Annotated in this window: 24 protein-coding genes; 14 read left to right on the top strand and 10 right to left on the bottom strand. The window is 47.5% G+C overall.

The window, feature by feature from the left end:
* The first annotated feature begins 6 nt into the window (after nucleotides 1-6).
* The 5 genes from AYO36_RS11735 (at nucleotide 7) to AYO36_RS11715 (ending at nucleotide 4,433) form a co-directional block, all read left to right on the top strand.
* Nucleotides 7-303 (top strand): metal-sensitive transcriptional regulator, encoded by a 297-nt coding sequence (locus AYO36_RS11735; protein WP_058713463.1) that lies wholly within the window; start codon nucleotides 7-9, stop codon nucleotides 301-303.
* 13 nt (nucleotides 304-316) lie between these two features.
* Nucleotides 317-2,446, top strand: coding sequence for a heavy metal translocating P-type ATPase (locus tag AYO36_RS11730; protein ID WP_064300516.1), 2,130 nt, complete (start codon nucleotides 317-319; stop codon nucleotides 2,444-2,446).
* Nucleotides 2,443-2,649: a cation transporter gene (locus AYO36_RS11725; RefSeq protein WP_035399161.1), complete on the top strand. Its 207-nt coding sequence runs from the start codon at nucleotides 2,443-2,445 to the stop codon at nucleotides 2,647-2,649. Before AYO36_RS11730 ends, AYO36_RS11725 begins: the two co-directional genes overlap by 4 nt.
* An 86-nt stretch (nucleotides 2,650-2,735) precedes the next feature.
* Nucleotides 2,736-2,960, top strand: coding sequence for a hypothetical protein (locus AYO36_RS11720; RefSeq protein ID WP_023466807.1), 225 nt, complete (start codon nucleotides 2,736-2,738; stop codon nucleotides 2,958-2,960).
* Nucleotides 2,961-3,131: 171 nt separating this feature from the next.
* Nucleotides 3,132-4,433: a globin-coupled sensor protein gene (locus AYO36_RS11715; protein WP_029343217.1), complete on the top strand. Its 1,302-nt coding sequence runs from the start codon at nucleotides 3,132-3,134 to the stop codon at nucleotides 4,431-4,433.
* 56 nt (nucleotides 4,434-4,489) lie between these two features.
* Here the strand turns inward: AYO36_RS11715 and AYO36_RS11710 are convergent, their stop codons facing one another.
* The gene (locus AYO36_RS11710; RefSeq protein WP_064300515.1) at nucleotides 4,490-5,098 is read right to left on the bottom strand and encodes a class F sortase; all 609 of its coding nucleotides are present in this window, start codon (nucleotides 5,096-5,098) and stop codon (nucleotides 4,490-4,492) included.
* Entirely contained in the window at nucleotides 5,070-5,858 is a 789-nt protein-coding gene (locus AYO36_RS11705) for a DUF4397 domain-containing protein (protein ID WP_023466804.1), read from the bottom strand. The genes AYO36_RS11710 and AYO36_RS11705 overlap by 29 nt, the downstream gene beginning before the upstream one ends.
* Before the next feature lie 220 nt (nucleotides 5,859-6,078).
* On the opposite strand from AYO36_RS11705, the gene AYO36_RS11700 reads away from it, so the two are divergent.
* From AYO36_RS11700 to AYO36_RS16800, 3 genes are read left to right on the top strand one after another with little or no spacing between them, the layout of a single operon-like run.
* Nucleotides 6,079-6,537 (top strand): Lrp/AsnC family transcriptional regulator, encoded by a 459-nt coding sequence (locus AYO36_RS11700; RefSeq protein WP_050677294.1) that lies wholly within the window; start codon nucleotides 6,079-6,081, stop codon nucleotides 6,535-6,537.
* A complete protein-coding gene (locus AYO36_RS11695) occupies nucleotides 6,537-6,923 on the top strand; it encodes a LysE family translocator (RefSeq protein ID WP_082874239.1) in 387 nt (128 codons plus the stop codon). The genes AYO36_RS11700 and AYO36_RS11695 overlap by 1 nt, the downstream gene beginning before the upstream one ends.
* A gap of 31 nt (nucleotides 6,924-6,954) precedes the next feature.
* Entirely contained in the window at nucleotides 6,955-7,128 is a 174-nt protein-coding gene (locus tag AYO36_RS16800; protein WP_156501856.1) for a hypothetical protein, read from the top strand.
* 45 nt (nucleotides 7,129-7,173) lie between these two features.
* Here the strand turns inward: AYO36_RS16800 and speB are convergent, their stop codons facing one another.
* The 3 genes from speB to AYO36_RS11680 form a co-directional block, all read right to left on the bottom strand.
* Complete coding sequence (gene speB / locus AYO36_RS11690) at nucleotides 7,174-8,046, bottom strand: agmatinase (RefSeq protein WP_023466800.1); 873 nt, start codon at nucleotides 8,044-8,046, stop codon at nucleotides 7,174-7,176.
* A gap of 114 nt (nucleotides 8,047-8,160) precedes the next feature.
* Nucleotides 8,161-9,003, bottom strand: a complete 843-nt coding sequence (gene speE, locus AYO36_RS11685) for a polyamine aminopropyltransferase (protein WP_023466799.1) — start codon at nucleotides 9,001-9,003, stop codon at nucleotides 8,161-8,163.
* A 144-nt stretch (nucleotides 9,004-9,147) separates the two neighbouring features.
* Complete coding sequence (locus AYO36_RS11680) at nucleotides 9,148-9,819, bottom strand: NAD(P)H-dependent oxidoreductase (RefSeq protein ID WP_064300513.1); 672 nt, start codon at nucleotides 9,817-9,819, stop codon at nucleotides 9,148-9,150.
* 378 nt (nucleotides 9,820-10,197) lie between these two features.
* Here AYO36_RS11680 and AYO36_RS11675 point away from each other — a divergent pair, with 378 nt between their 5' ends.
* Both AYO36_RS11675 and AYO36_RS11670 read left to right on the top strand, forming a co-directional pair.
* Entirely contained in the window at nucleotides 10,198-11,754 is a 1,557-nt protein-coding gene (locus AYO36_RS11675; RefSeq protein WP_064300512.1) for a BCCT family transporter, read from the top strand.
* An 89-nt stretch (nucleotides 11,755-11,843) separates the two neighbouring features.
* On the top strand, nucleotides 11,844-12,689 hold the full coding sequence (locus AYO36_RS11670; RefSeq protein ID WP_064300511.1) for a metallophosphoesterase: 846 nt from the start codon (nucleotides 11,844-11,846) through the stop codon (nucleotides 12,687-12,689).
* A gap of 36 nt (nucleotides 12,690-12,725) precedes the next feature.
* Here AYO36_RS11670 and AYO36_RS11665 read toward each other — a convergent pair whose 3' ends face one another.
* Both AYO36_RS11665 and AYO36_RS11660 read right to left on the bottom strand, forming a co-directional pair.
* Nucleotides 12,726-13,220, bottom strand: coding sequence for a YwhD family protein (locus AYO36_RS11665; protein ID WP_058265480.1), 495 nt, complete (start codon nucleotides 13,218-13,220; stop codon nucleotides 12,726-12,728).
* Between the two features lie 65 nt (nucleotides 13,221-13,285).
* On the bottom strand, nucleotides 13,286-13,810 hold the full coding sequence (locus AYO36_RS11660) for a hypothetical protein (protein WP_064300510.1): 525 nt from the start codon (nucleotides 13,808-13,810) through the stop codon (nucleotides 13,286-13,288).
* Nucleotides 13,811-13,978: 168 nt separating this feature from the next.
* On the opposite strand from AYO36_RS11660, the gene AYO36_RS11655 reads away from it, so the two are divergent.
* Together AYO36_RS11655 and AYO36_RS11650 are read left to right on the top strand one after the other, a co-directional pair.
* On the top strand, nucleotides 13,979-14,164 hold the full coding sequence (locus AYO36_RS11655) for a 2-hydroxymuconate tautomerase (protein ID WP_023466792.1): 186 nt from the start codon (nucleotides 13,979-13,981) through the stop codon (nucleotides 14,162-14,164).
* A gap of 72 nt (nucleotides 14,165-14,236) precedes the next feature.
* A complete protein-coding gene (locus AYO36_RS11650) occupies nucleotides 14,237-14,881 on the top strand; it encodes an NAD(P)-dependent oxidoreductase (RefSeq protein ID WP_064300509.1) in 645 nt (214 codons plus the stop codon).
* Between the two features lie 55 nt (nucleotides 14,882-14,936).
* On the opposite strand, the gene AYO36_RS11645 is transcribed toward AYO36_RS11650, so the two are convergent.
* The 3 genes from AYO36_RS11645 to AYO36_RS11635 form a co-directional block, all read right to left on the bottom strand.
* Entirely contained in the window at nucleotides 14,937-16,115 is a 1,179-nt protein-coding gene (locus AYO36_RS11645) for a NupC/NupG family nucleoside CNT transporter (protein WP_023466789.1), read from the bottom strand.
* A gap of 122 nt (nucleotides 16,116-16,237) precedes the next feature.
* On the bottom strand, nucleotides 16,238-17,095 hold the full coding sequence (locus AYO36_RS11640) for a phosphotransferase family protein (protein ID WP_064300508.1): 858 nt from the start codon (nucleotides 17,093-17,095) through the stop codon (nucleotides 16,238-16,240).
* Nucleotides 17,092-18,399 (bottom strand): HD domain-containing protein, encoded by a 1,308-nt coding sequence (locus tag AYO36_RS11635; protein WP_064300507.1) that lies wholly within the window; start codon nucleotides 18,397-18,399, stop codon nucleotides 17,092-17,094. The genes AYO36_RS11640 and AYO36_RS11635 overlap by 4 nt, the downstream gene beginning before the upstream one ends.
* A gap of 145 nt (nucleotides 18,400-18,544) precedes the next feature.
* Here AYO36_RS11635 and lipL point away from each other — a divergent pair, with 145 nt between their 5' ends.
* Both lipL and AYO36_RS11625 read left to right on the top strand, forming a co-directional pair.
* Nucleotides 18,545-19,366, top strand: coding sequence for an octanoyl-[GcvH]:protein N-octanoyltransferase (gene lipL / locus AYO36_RS11630; protein WP_064300506.1), 822 nt, complete (start codon nucleotides 18,545-18,547; stop codon nucleotides 19,364-19,366).
* Between the two features lie 16 nt (nucleotides 19,367-19,382).
* Nucleotides 19,383-20,231 carry a DegV family protein gene (locus AYO36_RS11625; RefSeq protein WP_064300505.1) on the top strand — a complete coding sequence of 283 codons (849 nt, stop codon included), beginning with the start codon at nucleotides 19,383-19,385 and terminating at the stop codon, nucleotides 20,229-20,231.
* The last annotated feature ends 34 nt before the right edge of the window (nucleotides 20,232-20,265 follow it).

The raw sequence follows: 20,265 nt of genomic DNA, 5'->3' as shown, positions 1-20,265 counted from the left end.
ACGACTATGACACACGATCACCCCGTCGTTCCACGAACGAATGAAGAACAAGATGCGTTGATGAAGCGATTGAAGCGCATCGAAGGACAAGTCCGCGGGATTGCTAATATGGTCACTGAAGATCGGTATTGTATCGACATTTTGACGCAAACGGCATCAATCCAAGCAGCACTAAGACAAGTCGAACTACAAATCATCGAACGCCACGTTAAGATGTGCATGCATGAAGTCGCCACCCGTCAAGATAGTACGGACGCTTACGTCGATGAATTGATGTCGGTCATCGCTCGATTGAAAAAGTAAGGAGGGTTTTCTGATGTCAAAAACGATTGAGTTTGATATTGAAGGCATGACGTGTGCCGCCTGCTCCGCCCGGATTGAAAAAGTCCTCAACCGGATGGACGGGGTTGAAGCAACGGTCAACTTGCCGCTTGAAACCGCTCGTGTCTCGATTTCTGATGCCTATGACGATCAAGCGATCATCGAAAAAATCCGAAAAATCGGCTACGGGGCAACGGTCAAACAAGCACCACACGCAACAAAATCGAATCGCCGGATGCTGTATCGCTTTATAATCGCGGCCATTCTATCGTTACCGTTGCTCGCGAGCATGCTGACGCATATTCCAAACAGTCCGTTCCACCTTCCATTCTTGATGAATCCGTGGCTACAGTTTGCTTTAGCGACACCGGTTCAATTCATCATCGGAGCGCCCTTCTATAGTGGGGCCTATAAAAGTTTACGGAGCGGTAGCGCCAACATGGACGTTCTCGTTGCACTCGGAACATCGGCAGCTTACTTTTATTCCGTTGCTGAAATGCTACTCGTCTCTGATATGCCGCATCTCTACTTTGAGACGAGTGCGATTCTGATTACACTCGTCTTGCTCGGCAAGGTCCTTGAAGACCGTGCGAAACAACAGACGACGGGAGCAATTAAAAGTCTGCTCTCCCTACAAGCAAAGGAAGCCGTCATCTTAGAGGACGGACAGGAACGAACGGTCTCCATCGATGCGATTCAAACCGGGATGATCTTACTCGTAAAACCTGGGAACAAAATTCCGACAGATGGTGTCATTCGTGCAGGCGACGCGTATCTCGATGAATCGATGTTAACCGGTGAATCTGCGCCTGTTCATAAAACGGTTGGGGCATCCGTCATTGGTGGTACGCTGAATACGAACGGATCTTTACAAGTCGAAGCGACAAAGATCGGACAAGCGACGGTTCTTTCACAAATCATTCGCGTCGTCGAACAAGCGCAGACTGAAAAAGCACCGATTCAACGACAAGCCGATCGGATTTCTGGTGTGTTCGTGCCAATCGTCGTCGCCATCGCGCTTCTGACATTAGCCGCTTGGTGGATGATCAGTGGATCCTTTGCGGAAGCGATTCGTCCTGCCATCGCGGTGCTCGTCATCGCTTGTCCATGTGCACTCGGACTTGCGACACCGACTTCGATCATGGTCGGAACCGGAAAAGGGGCAGAACGAGGTATTCTCTTTAAAGGAGGCGCTCAACTCGAAAATCTCCAACATGTCGATGCTGTCGTCTTTGATAAGACCGGAACACTGACAGTCGGTCGCCCTGTCGTCGTCGAAACGTTCGGTACGGAGACAGCGCTCGATTTCGCTGCTGCGCTTGAACGGCAATCGGAACACCCTCTTGCTCGCGCCATCACAGCAGAACGGGATGTCGTCTTTGATATCGAACGGTTCCACGTCGAATCAGGACGTGGGATCACGGGACAAATCATGGGACATGATCTCATCGTCGGATCGGCGCGAATGATGCAGGAACGAAACATCGTTCTTCCTGATTGGACATCACCTGGAGCGACTCTCGTATACGTCGCTGTCGATGGAGAAGTCGCGGCCGGATACGCCATCCGTGACGCGCTAAAAGATTCAGCGAAAGAAACGATCCAGCGTTTGCGCCAGACAAAAGAAGTATATCTCTTGACCGGTGACCGCCGGGAAGTCGCCGATCATTTAGCAACAGAACTGGGACTGGATCCAGCGTTCGTCTTTGCTGACGTTTTGCCGATTGAAAAGGCAGATGTCATTCAGTCACTTCAACAAACGAAACGTGTCGCGATGGTCGGAGACGGTATCAATGATGCCCCTGCTCTCGTAACAGCGGATGTCGGCATCGCGCTCGGTAGCGGAACGGATGTCGCTCTTGAAGCAGCCGACGTGACGTTGCTTGGACACGACTTAAAACAAGTTTTACTTGCGATCGAGCTGAGTGAGCAGACGATGAAAAACATTCGTCAAAATCTCGTCTTCGCACTTGGCTACAATACGATTGGCATTCCGGTCGCTTTTCTCGGTCTGCTTGCCCCATGGCTTGCGGGTGCCGCGATGGCATTCAGCTCTGTCTCTGTCGTGACGAATGCGTTACGATTAAAACGTACCCCACTATCTGAAGGAGGAACTTCATCATGAAAGAAACAACGTTATCTGTCATCGGTATGACATGCAATCACTGTAAAGCGAGTGTCGAATCCGCTCTATCTGAAGTCGAAGGTGTCCAACAGGCAACTGTCTCACTCGAACAAAACCAGGTTACAGTCCAGCACGAGGATGTTCCTCGTGAACGTCTCGTCGATGCGATCGAAGAAATCGGCTACGATGTACCGACTGCTTAAATTTTCATGCCAAACTGCTTCTAACACGCAGTTTGGCTTTTTTTTTTTTTGAAAAGCGGGAATGTACGGAGTAAGGAGGGGTTCGTATGGTACCGAAAATCGAATTCGTAGAACACTTCGACGACAACAAAGGAAAACGATTTAAAATCGAACTTTGGAATCTCGGAACCTTCACATTCAGTGCCGAGTCAGCTCGTGGACCTGTCACCCGTTTCACCTCCATTGACATTCAATTCGTTCAAGCTTGCGTTCAACGAATGCGCTCGATCGTGGACGCTAAAAAAGCATTTCAGGAAGATCAACCGGTCTAATCCTGTTCTTTTTCTATTCTCCTCATGGCACTTGCCATGAGTTTTTTTGTTTCCGGTCAATGTTTTTCAATATTCTCGTCTTTTTTTCGAAAATCAGTATCGCTTCGTCAAGATGAACCGATAAGAAACAGACATCATTTTATTCACATCTTGAGTATTGGAGGCAACTACGTGCGTAACCCTTTTAAAAGTAAGACTACTTCGGCTTATCAAGCTACCATCGGCTTTCCTGATTCCCGTCTCATCACAAAGACGGCAGATCCTGATCTCACATCCCGTCTCGTATACATGGGATATACAGAAGAACAGCTACAGACACTTAAATCGATGGCACCTGTCGTTCAAGGGATTTTAGATGAGGTCCTTGAACAAGTTCTCGATCACCTTCTCTTAAATCCAGAGATGGCAACGATCGCGAAACAATCATCGACACGCGAACGACTGAAGAAAGTTTTCGCCGACTATTTCACGAGTCTACTGACAGGAAACATGGACGAGTCGTTTCTCGCGATGCGGACACGGATGGGACAGACGCATAAACATAACTTCGTTCCCGTCACTTGGTTCATCGCTTCGTATGCTGCGTTTCAGACGTTGTTGATTCCAAAAATCGTTGAACATTATCAGCATGACCCAGCGCAACTGACGACAGCCGTACTCGCCTTGACACATGCGATGAACTTAGATGCTCAAATCGTGACGAGCCAGTATGTCGATTCTCGTCTTCATGAAGTGACAGCAGCGAACGAGTCGCGTCGTCAACTTTTGACAGACGTCGTTCGTGTCAGTCAAGAAGTTGCAAGTTCCGTCGAGCACACGGATCATGCCATCATTGAGACGAGCCGTCGTGCCTCACAAGTATTAGCAGAAACAGCTCAGACAGAGCAGACGAGTCAGCAACTCGTCCAAATGACGATTGCCAACGAACGACAGATGCAACAGATGGAGCAACAATTCGCTCAATCGACACAACAAGTCGGTACTTCGCTTGAAAGCATCCATGAATTGAAGACAACGTCGGATGACATCGTCCAGATGACGCAAAGCATCGAAGCAATCGCCAATCAGACGAACTTACTCGCGTTGAATGCTTCGATTGAAGCAGCACGTGCCGGTGAACACGGTAAAGGATTTGCTGTCGTCGCGACCGAAGTTCGAAACCTTGCCGAGAATGCGAAATCGTTGAGTAGCAGTATCAACGGTCTGATTCAAAAGAACAATGGTAATATCACACAACTCGTTTCTCAGATGGAAGACATCACACGTGCCAACACCGCATCTCAGCAAGAATTGCAACAAGTGAAACAAGGAATTCAAACCGTTAAGAGTGAAATGGAGAATTCCCTCACCTTGTTTGGACGCAACAAAGAAAACCTCGGGCAAATCGTCGAGACGATCCAAGGTCTCAGTAAGACGACGCAAGGCTTGACGACATTGACGACGGATCTTGTCGCTGCTTCCGAAACACATTAAAAAATAGGCAATTCTTATTCTCGGTTTTAACCGAAATAAGAATTGCCTATTTTACTTTACTCGTCTTGTTCTGCTGTGACGACAAGACGCTGATCGTATCCTTTTGATTCTGAAAACGTACCAACACATGAAATGAGTGTCAGTTTATTCATGACGGTTGCACCGAAGATTGATCCGACAGGTGCTTCATCAACAGGATAGGACATGACGTTCGTCACCACGTATGATACCTGTTGTCCTGCTTTTCCCGTCACTTCAATCCGTTGCCCTTTTTCCATCTTGGCTAAATCATAAAAAACAGCGGGACCTTCTTGATCATCCAAATGTCCGGCTAGCACGACATTTCCGGTTTGTCCGGCTTTTGCTCCGTACTTGTACCAAGCGACCTGATCGGTCTGTTTCGGAACATCCATCCGTCCTTGTTTATCCTTCCCGACGACTTCGATGTTCGCTTTCACATCGAGCGTCGGAATTGTAATACGCGTTGGTATGAACGCCTCTTCGTCCACCTTTTCGGATGGCGTGGACGAAGAAGACGTCGTTGTTTCGGTTTGTTTTGGTTTTTCCGGCTTTGTAGCATCTGGAGGTGACCCCGATTGACATCCGGCTAATACGAGTAAGAGAAGAAGACTACTCTTAAGCGTTTTGTTTACGACGGACGACATACGCTGTTCCTACTAACAAGGCAGCTGCTGCTGCGACTGCCCATGGTGTAGCAGAAGCCGTATCAGATGAACCACCAAGTCCTGTTTCTGGCATTGATGCCATTTCACCACCGTCTGGGATCAAGAGGACTTCAAATGCCGGTTCGCCTTCAAGTAAGCCGATTGCGAGTGCTGTATAGTTTTTGCCACTGTCGAGTTTGACGCCATCCAGTGCTTTGACGACATCCGTTGCGCCTGCAGGACGGACTTCAAGGTCATACGTACCTGCATCGAGTGTACCGTAGTCAGAGACTTTCGAGAATTCAAGGTTACTGAAGAGTGGGTCTCCACCTTTTGGTGCGACATCAACAGCTGGTGCATCTGGTGCAAAGTGTGCGACACGAACCATTGATTTTCCATCTTCGCCTTTACCGTTGTCTTCCATGACCGCAAGTTTGATATCAGCTAGTTTGCCGATTGCTGCGACCGAATAGAATTTACCAGCTTCTACGTTGAGTGTTTGAGAGAGCACAGGATCTTTTGTTGTTCCTGCAGCGAATACTTCTACTTTATGTTCGCCAGCTGGTAGTGTGAGATAATCTGTGACATCTTTGAATTTTGCTCCTGATACCGCTTTTTTGCCATCGACCGCGATATCGACTGCCGGAGCATCTGGTGAAGCATGAATGACACGAACCATTGCGTCATCTGCTGCGCCTACTGGTAGCACGAATAGTGCAAACAGTAACGTAGCGGTCACAAACGATAAGAGTTTCTTCATCTTTTTTCCACCTTTCTGATTGTCAAATGTACATCGCTCTCAAACCAATGTTCTTACACTTCTGAACATTTCCTTCGTGGTGACATCTTAAACTTAAGATACTTCCGTATATGTGTAAAGATTTCAGTGTGCTATGAACTTGTTTTGAAAACACATTGACTTTATCTTTATTTTCAAAATAAAATATTTTAAATAACAATAGAAAAGAAGGTTAGAGATTATGGATTCCTACGATTTAAAAATTATTAATTTTTTGAAAAGGGATGCCCGGATGAAATGGTCAACACTTGCACAACACATCGGCTTATCGGCACCGGCTGTAGCAGAACGCGTTGCACGCTTACAAGAGCAAGGTATCATCCGTCAATTGACGACGGTGCTAGACCCCACCTCCTTTGACTATCGCCTTGCTGCATTCGTCGCTGTTTCACTCGAGCGACCGGAACATCGGGCACCGTTTCTAAAACGAGTTCAAGAACTTGAGTATGTACTGGAATGCCATCACGTCGCGGGGGACGATGATTACCTACTTAAAATCCGCTGTCGGGATACAGAACAACTTGATGAAATCATCACTTACCACATCAAAGAATTAGCAGGTATCCTACGGACGAAAACGACAATCATCATGCGGACGGAAAAGGAATCGCTCCATTTTCCGTTACCCGAGGTCGACTGATGTTTACGACTGGTTTTGGAATCGGATTTGCCTTAGCCGCCCCCGTCGGTCCGATCGGCCTCTTATGCATGCAACGAACTCTTCGACATGGAAGAGTTTCTGGCATCGTTTCCGGACTCGGAGCCGCTACGGCAGACTTCACTTACGGGATACTTGCGTTATCTGGTTTTTCACTCGTGCAATCTTTACTCACCCAAGCATCTTGGATGCAATTGATTGGCAGTCTATTTTTGCGTTACATCGGCTGGTCGATGTTTCAAGCTTCTTCGAACGCCTCGATTTCTGATACGGCCACGTCACGGTTAAGTGCCTATCTGTCCGTCTTACTCCTGACATTCTTGAACCCGATGGATCACACTGTTCCTGGCGTTGTTTGCACGCTTTGAGTTAACGATGACGAACGGATAGGATGCGTTTTTGTTTCTAATCGGTATTTTTCTCGGTTCTGCCGCCTGGTGGGTCATTCTAGCGAACATCACGCACCTGCTCAAGTACCAGCTTGCGACACCCACTTTACGTATCATTCAGTGGACGTCTGCCAGTCTAATCATCGGATTCGGTGCATTCGGGGGCATTCAGTTCTTCTTCTGAGCAAAACAAAAGAGACCGACATCACGTCCGGTCTCTTTTGCTTTTTCATTTAATGAATCCAATCATCATTTCGCGTAATACTTTTGCTGCCGCGATCGCTGTCATATCGGATTGATCGTACGCTGGGCATACTTCTACCAAATCCGCGCCGATGACGTCAACGTCTGCTCGTGCGATCATATGAACGACTTCAAGTAATTCCTTCGTTGTCACTCCACCGATTTCTTGCGTCCCTGTTCCTGGTGCTGCTGACGGATCGAGAACATCGATATCGATCGTGACGTAGACTTTTTTACCGGCAAGTGTTGGAAGAACTTGACGAAGCGGCTCGACGATCTCGTATTTGAAGAGGTTGTAGCCTGACGTCTTCGCCCATTCGAACTCTTCTTTCATACCTGAACGAATTCCGAATGAATAGCAGTTCTCTGGTCCGATCAAGTTTGCGATTTTCTTAAGTGGCGTCGAGTGCGACAATGGCTCTCCTTCATACTCATCGCGTAAGTCTGTATGCGCATCAAAGTGAAGCACGACGAAATCATCGTAGTGTTTATCGAACGCTTTGACGACCGGCCATGTGACTAAATGTTCGCCGCCCATACCGAGCGGGAACTTGCCTGCTGTCAGTAACGAATCGACGTATTCTTCAATCATATCAAGTGATTTTTGAGCATTCCCGAATGGTAACGGGATATCTCCCGCGTCAAACAATTTTGCGTCAGCGATGTCACCATCTAAGTACGGGCTATATTCTTCTAAACCAAGTGAGACTTCACGGATACGTGCCGGACCGAATCGTGAACCCGGACGGAAACTGACCGTCCAGTCCATCGGCATGCCGTACAAAATTCCTTTCGCATCCTCGTGAGTCGGTTGACTCGCGATAAAGACTTTTCCTGAATATGCTTCATCAAAACGCATGATCTATTCCCCCTGTTCATTTGCCGCTTGCTGATGCAAACGCCTCTTTACCTGACAACAGAGCGATTTCGAAAATCGAAACCGCTCTGTTCATGTGTGCTATAGTGATTGAGCTCAGCCGTTTGTCAAATCTTTAACGAATTTCGGAAGTGCGAAGGCTGCCGTGTGAAGCTCAGGCGTGTAATACTTCGTGTCGATCTCGTGGAAACGCTCTGGTGCAACAGCAAGCGGATCGTGTTTCTTTGATCCGATCGTGAACGTCCAAAGACCACTTGGGTATGTCGGAACGTTTGCGATATAGAGCTTCGTGATCGGGAAGATTTCTTTGACGTCGCGTTGAACATCACGGATCAAGTCTGGTGTGAACCATGGGTTATCCGATTGTGCGACGAAAATGCCGTCTTCTTTCAATGCTTTTGAAATACCAGAGTAGAAGCCTTTCGTGAACAAGTTGACCGCTGGACCAACTGGTTCTGTCGAGTCGACCATGATGACATCATACTCGTTTTCTGCTTCTGCGATATGCATGAATCCATCCCCAACGATGACTTCGACGCGTGCATCGTCCAATCCACCTGCAATGTTCGGGAGGTATTTTTTCGAATACTCGATGACTTTTCCGTCGATTTCAACCAAAACAGCTTTTTCGACGGACGGGTGTTTCAAGACTTCACGGATGACTCCGCCATCTCCTCCACCAACGACCAGAACCGATTTTGGATTCGGGTGTGTGAACAATGGGACGTGCGCGACCATCTCGTGGTAAACGAACTCGTCCTTATCTGTCGTCATGACCATTCCGTCAAGTAACAACATCGTACCGAACTCGTCCGTTTCAACCATCTCTAGGCGTTGAAACTCCGTTTGTTCGCTCTCATAAACGTGGTTGACACGGAATGTGATACCGTAATCTTCCGTTTGGTGTTCCGTGAACCATAACTTTAATTTTTGTTCCATTTGCGATAGAACCCCTTTCTTTCATCAAGACAAAAGTTGTTCGTATGCGAGTGGCGTTTACGGCGCTTCTTAATCATACAAATGCGAGTATACCGAATTTCGAAAGAAACTTCTATATAATTCGAAAATTTTTGTCTTCCGTCTTTACTCGATGAACGTCACGATTTCATCAAGCGGACGACGTTGCTTCTCACGTTTTGGTTCGTCTGCCCGGTAACCGAATGCGACCATGACCGGCACCGTGAAAACAGAGCGATCGATCAGTCCACGATCGACAAGTAATTGCTCGACGGCTTGCTGATCGAATCCTTCGATTGGGCATGAATCGATTCCGATTTGTGCTGCCGTCGACATCATGTTCCCAAGTGCGATATAGGCTTGTTTTGCTGCCCAGTCTTCCATCGCTTTCGGGTTATCACCAATCGCGAAATCCTCCTCTAAAAACAGACCGTAACGCTTCGTCCGTCCGGCTTTCGCTTCTTCAGATAGACCTAGGAAATCCATCATCTGCGTGACATGCGGACCATCTGCCTGCATTTGTTCTCCTATCCGAGCGAGGAACAAGACGAAGTGACTCGCTGTCGGCAATTGTCCTTGTGCGCCCCAAGAAATTTCTTTTAAGGCTTCTCGGATTTCTGGATTTTGAATGACGAGCATGTTCCATGGCTCATATCCGAACGAACTCGGTGACAGACGCGCCGTTTCTAAGATGAACCGGAAATCGTCTTCTGGGATCACTTGACCATTAAATGCCTTTGTCGCATGACGAGATTGAAATGCTTCAAGAATCGCTTGTTTTTGTTGTTGTTTTTCCATGGGAAATGCCTCCTTCAAAATGATGACTGCTCTTGTTATATCAAATCTGATTTCAGACCGCCTCTGATTTGCTCATATCAGTCATTACGTTAGTTTTTAAGTAAAACGGGAAATAAGGATATTAACGTCTTTCTTTTCATTATTTAAAAATTATTTTAAACATTTGATGATCCGCCATTTTACACCTTTCCTTTCTGGTAATCCGCTAGTTTCTATGGTTTCATTTCCCAAACGATTTGCTTTTTCGCACAAATGTTTGTTACGGTAGTCACCTGCGTGATTAGGTTTTGTTATCGGACAAACGGGGAATCATTATTGTCGTTGTTATCATTCGATTCAAAACAACCATGTAAAATTCGAAAGAAGGTGTGGAACACAATGGAAAATAATCGAAAAAGTAAGATCACAAAAGTCTTTATGGTATCTGTCATTTTCTGTGTGCTCTTTACCATATGGGGAATCTTACCGGAATCCCTAATCGGTGCAGCTAGTCTTGGAAATGTCACATCAATAGCACAATCGTTTGTCTCCAACCGTTTGGGTTGGCTTTATCTCCTCGGAATGAGCGCATTTCTCTTAATTGCCATCTTCCTTATTTTTTCCCGCTTCGGTTCAATCCGACTCGGTAAGGATTCAGACCGTCCTGAATACAGTTTGCTTTCCTGGTTCGCCATGCTCTTTAGTGCTGGTATGGGAATTGGGCTTGTTTTCTGGGGTGTCTCTGAACCACTGACACACTTCCATACGCCACCAATCGCAACAAGTGACCCGACAGAAGCCGGTCCTCTTGCGATGCGTTATTCATTCTTCCACTGGGGCTTGCACCCTTGGGCACTATACGCAGTTGTCGCGCTTGCGATTGCTTACTCGACATTCCGTAAAGGGCGTCCCGCTACTATCGGGGATACCGTCGCTTCCCTAATGAAGCCGCGCTATGAAGCAGCTGGTAAAGGAACAGTTGAAGTACTCGCAATCGTTGCAACAGCATTTGGTGTCGCAACATCGCTTGGTCTTGGTGCGCAGCAAATCTCAGGTGGACTCAACTTCCTGACGAGCAGTGTCCCGAACACATTTACGACACAAATCATCATCATCGCTGTCGTTTCGGTACTGTATATGATGAGTGCTGCATCTGGTCTTGACAAAGGGATCGTCCGCCTCAGTAATGCCAATATCGTCTTAGCGACTTTATTGATGATTGGTGTCATGTTCCTCGGACCATTCAGCTTCATCATGGACCTCTTCGTGCAAACGACGGGTGCTTATCTGCAAAACTTACCGGTCATGAGTTTCCGTGCATCTGCCTTCAACCCAGATGAACGTGAGTGGATCAACGGTTGGACGATCTTCTACTGGGCATGGTGGATTTCATGGTCACCATTCGTCGGAACATTCATCGCTCGTGTCTCGAAAGGACGGACGATTCGTGAGTTCGTCATCGGCATCATGCTCGTTCCAACGATTTTTGGTCTCCTTTGGTTCTCAGTCTTCGGTGGTTCAGCGATTTGGAACGAACTGTTCCAAAACGTCGACCTAATCTCGACTGTCAACGATAAAGGGGTTGAAACTGGAATGTTTGCATTGTTCGAGACATTCGGTGGCTTAGGAACGTTCCTCAGTATCGTTGCCGTCTTCTTGATCACGACGTTCTTCATCACTTCAGCTGACTCCGCGACATATGTTCTCGGTATGCTATCGTCTGGTGGTAGTCTCATGCCAAGCTTACGCATTAAGCTCGCTTGGGGTGTCGTCCAGTCATCGATTGCCGCTGTACTCTTATATGCTGGTGGATTAGGTGCGTTACAGGCTGCTGCCATATTAGCCGCTTTCCCATTCATCTTCGTCGTCGGGATGATGGTCGTCGCCCTATTCAAAGATTTGTCGGATGAACCCGACGCACAAAAAGAAACAACTGAATTAAAACAAGACGCTTAAATCGAATTGATTTCCTCCTTCCGTCGCATACGGAAGGAGGTCTTTTTTGTTATCCTGAATTATGATTAGTGGAAGAAATGAGGTGGCTTATGCGTAAACGTACACGCTGGCTGTTATCCCTTGGCGTCCTCGCCTTAGGAAGCTGGTTTTTATATCGTGAAAACAACATCATCGATGTCTCACAGGTGACGGTTACGTCCAGCCGTTTACCGGAAGCGTTTAACGAATATCGTGTCGTGCAGGTCGCAGATTTACATGGCAAGGCGTTCGGTAATGAACAACAACGATTACTGAAAAAAATCAATCAGGCAGAACCAGACCTCATTGTCATGACTGGTGATTTGATTGACTCGAGACGAAACGGTGAAGAAGCTGCCCTTACACTCATGAAAGCACTCGTCGATCGATACCCGGTCTACTTCGTCACCGGGAATCATGAGGTTCGACTCAATCTAACGATTTTGCCAAAGCTTGAACAACTAGGTGTAACCGTTCTCCGGAATGAATCGCGCGTCATCGAATACCAAGGTCAATCGTTTTCGTTACTCGGTATCGATGACCCGACGACGACACGATGGCACGAAGGACTGTCGGAACCGGATGGGATTCGTCAAAGTCTCGATCAAGCACTGCAAGACGTGTCACCTGATGCGTTTCAGCTCTTGCTTGCGCATCGTCCGGAATATAAATCCTTGTATGCCGAGCGTTCCGTTGATCTCGTCTTATCCGGTCACGCCCACGGCGGACAGATCCGCCTGCCGTTTACGGAAGGTCTGTATGCCCCTGGTCAAGGATTCTTTCCAGCGGTGACGGCAGGTCGCTATCAGGAACAGCAGACGGAACTGATCGTCAGTCGTGGTCTCGGGAACAGCCTGTTTCCGTTTCGTCTGTTCAATCATCCAGAACTCGTCGTCTTGACGCTGAAACGACCATGAAAAAAGAACGTGTGCCGCGGCACACGTTCTTTTTGTTTAGACTAACGCTTCATGTAAAGCAGCGTCAGCATTTTCCCACATCTCCGGTTTATGTGTCTGTAAGAAATCACGCAGTAATTCCTTTGAACGCTCATCCATATGATTGACGACGATCCGTCCTTTAAGGGATTTATCCATCTTATTGACATGATCAGCAAGAATCTTAAATCCGCGACGTGCTTCCGCATCGACTAACAGATCACAGGCAGCGACACCACCATAATAGAATCCTTCTGGCTTACGACCGACCGTCACCCAAACGATCCAGTATAATTTACCGTTTGGCGTATCGGCTTTATCCGTCGTGAATTTGACGCGTTTCTCGATGGCTGCTTTCGCGTGCATCGCGCCCATATCGATGTAAGCTTCACCGTCTTCCGGAGAAATGATGACTGGTGACATACTATTTAAACTGAGTGTTCCGACACCAAATCCTCCGTGACCGTCTGTAGAGTTATCTGAAATGATATTGAAGTTAATCTTTTTTTCCATCGTGTTTTGTCCCCTTTTAATCCTGTTGCTTCTATCATACCGTATTCCGAGGTGTCTGCAACCCGTCACTCGTAACGGAGAAGCTGTAATTGTTCCTCTGTCGCTCGGCGAATCGTTGGGAGACGATAACACGTCATGGACGCAATTTCCTCATGTGCCGGGGGATTGACCTCTTCAAGATGAAGCAAAGCGCGGTCAAACAGGGTTTGCGCCGCACGACCGAACAAGAAGAGACGTTCCAGCGAGGAACACCGCGACCGAATCGCACGTAACTGATGCGCGAGTTCTCGTACCTTCGCCTCGACCTCTTCTTCCATGTCAGCTGTCGGTTTTCGATTTTGAAACAACGGTTTGAAACGTACATCGTCTTCAAGCAACGTCAACATCCCGTATCGCTTTGCTTCTTTTTGATTCAGCAGTTGAGCGAGTTCTTTATCCGTTACGAGTCGTCCGAATGGAATGTTCTGTTCAAAAACGATATCTGCGACTTCGAGTCCTTTTGCACCAGACAACGGATAATTCGTATCTTCCGGTAACGCCCGATCAAAAATCAGTAACGTATGAATCTTCTTCCGTATGATTGCGTCCATATGTCTCTCCTTTTCTGCCGTATGTGTATGACTACCTTCGCTTCCGACAATAATAGCTCCTACCTTATACCCTTCTTTTTCGAAAACGATGTTCGAATTGACGAATCCCCTATCGAATGCGCTATACTGATGGCGTATCGTCATCATGTTAGAGGGGGAAATGAAGTCATGCCATATGTTACGGTTAAAATGTTATCGGGTCGTACAGTCGAACAAAAACGCGCTTTGATTGAAAAAGTCACGGAAGCGGTGTCGGAAACGACGAATGCTCCTAAAGAAAACATCACGGTCTTCATCGAAGAGATGGAAAAAACGGATTACGGTCAAGCTGGCGTCATGTTCGCGGATAAATAACCAAAAAGAGACGTCCGGTCGTTACCGCACGTCTCTTTTTCCCATCTACTTGATCTCTAAGGAGGAAAACTTATGACTACTGTTACTGTACTTGGTGCGACCGGTCGAACGGGTCGACCTTTGATTGATCGGTTATTAGAAGACGGCTACGATGTTCTTGCACTCGTACGTTCCACGTCACCGGACTTACCCGTCCATGACCGACTTCACGTCCTGACAGGAGATGCGACAAATCCAGAGGATCTCGAACAAGCACTCGCAGGAAGCACCGCTGTCTTCAGTTGTCTCGGTACCGATCAACAGCAGGTCCTCTCGACAGCGATTCCGCATCTTGTCACGAAGATGAAGGAAGCAGGCATCGAACGGATCGTCTTCATCGGTACAGCAGGCATTCTCGATGCATCAGAAGAACCTGGGAAGTATCGTTTCCAATCGAGTGAGTCCCGTCGACGCTCGACGATTGCAGCCGAGGATCACTTGAAAGCTTATCTGACCCTAAAGGATGCAGACGTCGACTTCACCGTCATCTGTCCAACACAACTGACCGAAGACAACGCACTTGCTGCTGACGACCTGTTAATCGAGACGACACGTTTCACTGCACCGACAGGTCCGATTCCCCGGGAAAACGTCGCCCAGTTCGCCTTTGAAGTTTATCGTGACGGAACCCATCATCGCGTCCGTGTCGGGATTGCTTCGCATGGATCAACTGAATGAAAAACAAAAAGAGCAATGGATCTGCTGATCCATTGCTCTTTCATATGTGTAACGATTACAGCAAGACGCTGACGACGATTGCCGTTAAGACACTGACGAGTGTTGCGCCGTAGAGTAACTTCAGACCAAAACTAGCCGCAACGCTTCCTTGGCGGTCGTTCAATCCTTTAACCGCACCAGCGATGATTCCGATCGACGAGAAGTTCGCAAACGAGATCAAGAAGACAGACACGATTCCGAGTGTGCGTTCCGAGAATTCTTTTGAGTACTCTGGAAGGCTCAACATCGCAACGAATTCGTTCGTGATCAATTTCGTTGCCATGACACTACCGGCACTGACAGCTTCCGCCCATGGAATACCCATGATGAAAGCGAACGGTGCAAAGATGTATCCGAGGATTTCTTGGAACGAGATGTTTAGAACCATCAAGAAGATATCGTTGACCATTCCGATCAAGGCATTGTAACCAATCAACATCGCACCAACGATGATTGCGACTTTGAATCCATCCATGATGTATTCGCCGAGCATTTCGAAGAATGTTTGTTTTTCTTCGACGATTTCAAGAATATCTTCTTCCGGATCAACCGTGTATGGGTTGATGATCGAGACGATCATGAAACCACCGAACAAGTTCAAGACGATTGCTGTAACGACATATTTCGGTTCGACCATCGTCATGTATGCACCGACGATTGACATCGAAACCGTCGACATCGCTGACGCACACAATGTGTAGAGGCGGTTTGCTGGTAATTGACCGATTTGTTTTTTGACTGTGATGAATACTTCTGATTGTCCGATCGCAGCTGAAGCAACCGCGTTGTAAGACTCAAGACGTCCCATACCGTTGACTTTTGATAGGACGAAACCGATACCGCGCATTAAAAGTGGTAAAATCTTCGTGAATTGTAGAATCCCGATCAAAGCAGAGATGAAGACGATCGGTAACAAGACATTGATGAAGAATGGTTGTGCGCCTTCGTTCGCTAAACCACCGAAGACGAAATCAATTCCGATTGCCGCATAACTAAGCAGTTTTTCAAAGACTTTCGCAACGCCACGAATGACGATATATCCGAACGATGTATTGAGTAAAATGAACCCAAGTACGAGCTGAAGAACTAGCATGACCGCAAGCGGTTTCAATTTGATGCCTTTACGGTTACTGCTGACAAGGAGTGCCAAGCCGAAAACGATAGCCAGTCCGAGTAGTGCGATAAGATATTTCATGAAGTACCCCTCTATCTATTAGTTGTTTATCAGTTGTACATTCGTACGATGTCTGACGTTTAATCTCTTTCCAAGTAATAGAATAATCAATATTTCGAAGAACTACAAGAGGAAAAGTTCATTTAGTAACCGCTTTCGTTATTTTCATAGACTTTCAAGACAAACTTTTCCAAGCGTTCCCGAACATTGTCCTGACTAAGGTTTTGCCTTCCATATGCTTTCCACCCCGGATAGACGTCGATCGTTTCAGATCCAAAATCAAAAACAGCCCGAATATCCCAAGCGTGATCGTAAGAACGGTTCGTCTGTTTGAGGTAACTTTTTAAAAAATGATCCGCCATCTCAATGGATTCAAGCAAGGCAAGATTCAAACGACAATGCGCAAGGTCGACTTCAATGGGACCTACACACGCATTAATCCAATCAATCGTATGGCACGTTCCATTCATTTCGTATAACACATTGACCGGATGAAAATCCCGATGAATGAATCGGATCGTTTGACTTTCGTCCGGTTCAACCGCCAGTAGCTGACGCCATCTCTCCGGATGCTGCGTCCACGTCGGAACGTGACGCTCTGTCGCATACGGCTGATAGACATACCGAGATTCTGGTACCGGTAGCGCATGGATCGCCGCAAGTATTTGTGCCAGTCGATCGACATATTGCTCATCCACCTGATCAAGCCGGATCTCTCCCGGCGAGCGGGTCATATATAACCACGGCGGGACTTCGTCTCTAACATCGGTTTGATAGTCCAACACATCTGGTGCTAAGTCACTTGCTGCTTGTAACGCAAACACTTCATGCAAGACAAGATCCGGCTCCTCATGTAGCCAGTCTTGATTCGTATGGACGCGAAGAATTCCCTCACCGACTCGAAAAACAAGGGAGGATGTCGCGCCTTTTAAGACTTCGACCTCTCCTCCCTCCTGTCCAAGCTGTTGCAAGATTTTCGTAAGGACAGCGGACGATATCATGATGTCACGCTGCCAATCAATAACTGGTCGATCTGCATCTTCTCATTCGCATGTTCGCGCAAGTCATGCAAAATTTCTTGCGGGAAGAACAGCTTCTCATCAGTCTGGCGTGACGTCGCAATGGCTTGAACGAGTGGTGAAACTTGCGAAATTTCTTTCATCTGTCCATCCTTCATCTGTAACATGATCGGTTGTTTGCTGATTTCCCCGTTGTCTCCATATAAATCGTAAGGAAGACGACTGAGTTTATCTTCAAGCAGATAATACGTCGGATTCAAGCCGATTGCTTCGAACAACTCACACAACTTATCGTGGACGAGTTCACGTTTTTCAGCCGGATAATCGACATACTTGAACAACTTTCGGTCAACGAATCGCCTCGAGAGATCCGCAAGGATCGAATCCTGCTCGTTCGCCCACTGCTGAAAATAGAAGTAGACGATCGTCTCATCCAGCCCAAGGAAATCACGCAACTCCATCTTCTGATCAAATAGCGGCATCAAATGGATCGGTGCGATGGCAAACGGATATGCGGACAGGTACAACTCCTGCGCCCGCTCGAGAATAGCTTTTAATAGGTAATCACTCGAACGTGTCACCGGATGTAGGTAGACTTGCCAATACATCTGATACCGCCGCATGATGTAGTCTTCGATCGAATGCATTCCGGACTGTTTGACGACCATCTGATTATGGGCTGGACGCAATACCCGAAGCATCCGCTCGAGATCGAATTTTCCGTAGCTGACACCGGCAAAGTGCGCATCGCGCAATAAATAATCCATCCGGTCAACGTCGAGTTGTGAGCTGATCATCGTAACGAGCAGTTGATTCGGGTGCGTCTTGTTGATGATCGATGCCACTTCTTCCGCAAATCCGTCGCCGACTTGGTCGAGGACTTTCTTGATTTCCGTATCCCCGAGAATGATCCGCTCTGTCCACGTCTCATGGTTGACACCGAAGACGTTCTCGAATGCGTGCGAAAACGGACCGTGTCCGACATCGTGTAAGAGTGCCGCAGCCAGCGTCAACTCCCGGTACTGATCGTCCCAATCGGCGCGACCGTTGAAGACATCGATCAGTTGACGCGTGATTTCATAGACACCGAGCGAATGATGGAACCGTGTGTGCTCTGCTCCATGAAACGTCAAAAAGGATGTTCCGAGTTGTTTGATTCGGCGTAGTCGCTGAAATTCACGTGTACCGATCAGTTGCCAAATCAACTGATCACTGACATAGATATAGCGATGAACCGGATCCTTGAAGACCTTCGTTTCCTTTAATTGTCCTAATGATTGATACATATGTTTCTCTCCTTTAAATCGTGTCTATGTCGTTGTTGTTCGGTTTTGTTTCCAAGGATTCCTGTCTCCCGCGGCGCTTCGCACAGAAACTTTACACACCCTGTGCTATAATGATGTCGCAAATCTACAATAAAGGAACGAGCCTATGGGAATCGAACTCTTAAAACAAGAACATTATCGTATTTTTGATCAAACGTCACTCGGAACTGCTTTCCATGCGACACAATCGTTTGCGATGGACGACACATTATGTGCTTCCGTTGCAACAGAAGGAGCCGCACTCCGCTCTTGGATTCACCACGAAACCGTCGTCCTCGGCATTCAGGATGCCCGACTTCCTTATCTTGCTGACGGTGTAGCCGTCCTGCATGAACATGGTTTCTCGCCCGTCGTCCGTAACTCAGGTGGTCTTGCCGTCGTCCTCGACGCCGGTGTCTTGAATATTTCACTCGTCCTACCGGAACGCGGTGGCATCGATATCGACAGTGGTTACGAAGCGATGCTTGCGCTCGTCCGCCGCATGTTCGCACAAGAAACGGACGCGATTGTCGCTGGTGAAGTCGTCGGATCGTATTGTCCCGGTTCTTATGACTTATCGATTGCGGGTAAAAAATTCGCTGGTATCTCCCAGCGTCGTGTCCGTGGCGGAGTTGCCGTTCAAATCTATCTTTGTGTCAACGGAAGTGGAAGTCAACGCGCCGCTTTAGTCCGTGACTTTTACGAGGCAGCGCTTCAAGGTGAAACGACGAAATTCGTTTATCCGACCGTCGTGCCGGAAACGATGGCGTCACTCGAGGAACTGCTTGGTACTCCATTGACAGTCGAGGAGTGCTTACGTCGTGCATATGAAGCGTTACTTGCGCTCGGCGCTGATTTGACGCCCGCAACTTTGACGGAACTCGAGAATGAGCGTTTCGGCGTCAACTTGAGTCGGATGCTTGATCGAAACGAAAAAGCCCTAGGTTAAGAAAGGAGAGAACGTGATGATCCGATTGATCACAGACAGTGGTGCTGATGCACCAAAAGACATGTTAGATGCTTATGATTTTACGGTCATGCCATTCGGCGTATTGATCGACGAAGACACGTTCTTCGACGGAGAATCGATATCTCCAAAACAACTGTATGATAAGATGCGTGACGGTGCAGCACCGAAGACATTCCAGGTCGAAGTCAGCCGGATGGTCGAGGTGTTCACGCGTCACTTCGAACAAGGGGATCCCTTCCTCTACCTCGCCTTCTCGAGCGAATTATCGGGAACATATCAAACCGCGAAGATGCTCGCGGAAGAACTCGCCGAAAAATATCCGAACGTTCCTTACTTGGTACTCGATACGAAAACCGCTTCGACAGGACAAGGACTATTCGTTCTCGACGTCGCAGAATACGCACAAACGCATTCGTTTGAAGAAACAGTGGCTTATGCTGAAGCCAAGGTGAATACGATTCGTCATCTGTTTACAGTCGAATCACTCGAATATTTGATGCGCGGTGGACGGGTTTCTCGTGCCAGTGCCTTCATTGGTGGTCTCTTATCGATCTTGCCACTGTTGACAGTCGAAGACGGGAAATTGATTCCAAAAGAGAAGATCCGTGGTCAGAAAAAAGTCATGAACCGGATCGTCGAGTGGATGGAAGAAGCACGTCCAGCGATTGACGGACACCGGATCATCATTGGTCACGGGGATTCGATTGAACGGGCAGAACAATTAAAACAATTGATTGAAGCACAGTTTTCACCAAGCGAAGTCATCTTGACGATCGCCGGCGCAGCGATCGGTTCACATACTGGACCGGGACTCGTCGTCATTGGGTATGACCTTCCACGTTAACAGCATTCATTCTTACTTCATTTAAAACAAGTCT

Origin of the sequence: Exiguobacterium sp. KKBO11 (assembly GCF_001644945.1) — a bacterium.
Taxonomy (GTDB): domain Bacteria; phylum Bacillota; class Bacilli; order Exiguobacteriales; family Exiguobacteriaceae; genus Exiguobacterium_A; species Exiguobacterium_A abrahamii.
The sequence above is the reverse complement of the archived record's forward strand: the minus strand, read 5'-3'. Positions and strand labels throughout refer to the sequence as shown.

Bases quoted from the DNA above. Each gene is read 5' to 3' on its own strand.
- AYO36_RS11735 (WP_058713463.1), top strand. From the start codon at position 7: ATGACACACGATCACCCCGTCGTTCCACGAACGAATGAAGAACAAGAT.
- AYO36_RS11730 (WP_064300516.1), top strand. From the start codon at position 317: ATGTCAAAAACGATTGAGTTTGATATTGAAGGCATGACGTGTGCCGCC.
- AYO36_RS11725 (WP_035399161.1), top strand. From the start codon at position 2,443: ATGAAAGAAACAACGTTATCTGTCATCGGTATGACATGCAATCACTGT.
- AYO36_RS11720 (WP_023466807.1), top strand. From the start codon at position 2,736: ATGGTACCGAAAATCGAATTCGTAGAACACTTCGACGACAACAAAGGA.
- AYO36_RS11710 (WP_064300515.1), bottom strand. From the start codon at position 5,098: ATGTCGTCCGTCGTAAACAAAACGCTTAAGAGTAGTCTTCTTCTCTTA.
- AYO36_RS11705 (WP_023466804.1), bottom strand. From the start codon at position 5,858: ATGAAGAAACTCTTATCGTTTGTGACCGCTACGTTACTGTTTGCACTA.
- AYO36_RS11700 (WP_050677294.1), top strand. From the start codon at position 6,079: ATGGATTCCTACGATTTAAAAATTATTAATTTTTTGAAAAGGGATGCC.
- AYO36_RS11695 (WP_082874239.1), top strand. From the start codon at position 6,537: ATGTTTACGACTGGTTTTGGAATCGGATTTGCCTTAGCCGCCCCCGTC.
- speB (WP_023466800.1), bottom strand. From the start codon at position 8,046: ATGCGTTTTGATGAAGCATATTCAGGAAAAGTCTTTATCGCGAGTCAA.
- speE (WP_023466799.1), bottom strand. From the start codon at position 9,003: ATGGAACAAAAATTAAAGTTATGGTTCACGGAACACCAAACGGAAGAT.
- AYO36_RS11680 (WP_064300513.1), bottom strand. From the start codon at position 9,819: ATGGAAAAACAACAACAAAAACAAGCGATTCTTGAAGCATTTCAATCT.
- AYO36_RS11675 (WP_064300512.1), top strand. From the start codon at position 10,198: ATGGAAAATAATCGAAAAAGTAAGATCACAAAAGTCTTTATGGTATCT.
- AYO36_RS11670 (WP_064300511.1), top strand. From the start codon at position 11,844: ATGCGTAAACGTACACGCTGGCTGTTATCCCTTGGCGTCCTCGCCTTA.
- AYO36_RS11665 (WP_058265480.1), bottom strand. From the start codon at position 13,220: ATGGAAAAAAAGATTAACTTCAATATCATTTCAGATAACTCTACAGAC.
- AYO36_RS11660 (WP_064300510.1), bottom strand. From the start codon at position 13,810: ATGGACGCAATCATACGGAAGAAGATTCATACGTTACTGATTTTTGAT.
- AYO36_RS11655 (WP_023466792.1), top strand. From the start codon at position 13,979: ATGCCATATGTTACGGTTAAAATGTTATCGGGTCGTACAGTCGAACAA.
- AYO36_RS11650 (WP_064300509.1), top strand. From the start codon at position 14,237: ATGACTACTGTTACTGTACTTGGTGCGACCGGTCGAACGGGTCGACCT.
- AYO36_RS11645 (WP_023466789.1), bottom strand. From the start codon at position 16,115: ATGAAATATCTTATCGCACTACTCGGACTGGCTATCGTTTTCGGCTTG.
- AYO36_RS11640 (WP_064300508.1), bottom strand. From the start codon at position 17,095: ATGATATCGTCCGCTGTCCTTACGAAAATCTTGCAACAGCTTGGACAG.
- AYO36_RS11635 (WP_064300507.1), bottom strand. From the start codon at position 18,399: ATGTATCAATCATTAGGACAATTAAAGGAAACGAAGGTCTTCAAGGAT.
- lipL (WP_064300506.1), top strand. From the start codon at position 18,545: ATGGGAATCGAACTCTTAAAACAAGAACATTATCGTATTTTTGATCAA.
- AYO36_RS11625 (WP_064300505.1), top strand. From the start codon at position 19,383: ATGATCCGATTGATCACAGACAGTGGTGCTGATGCACCAAAAGACATG.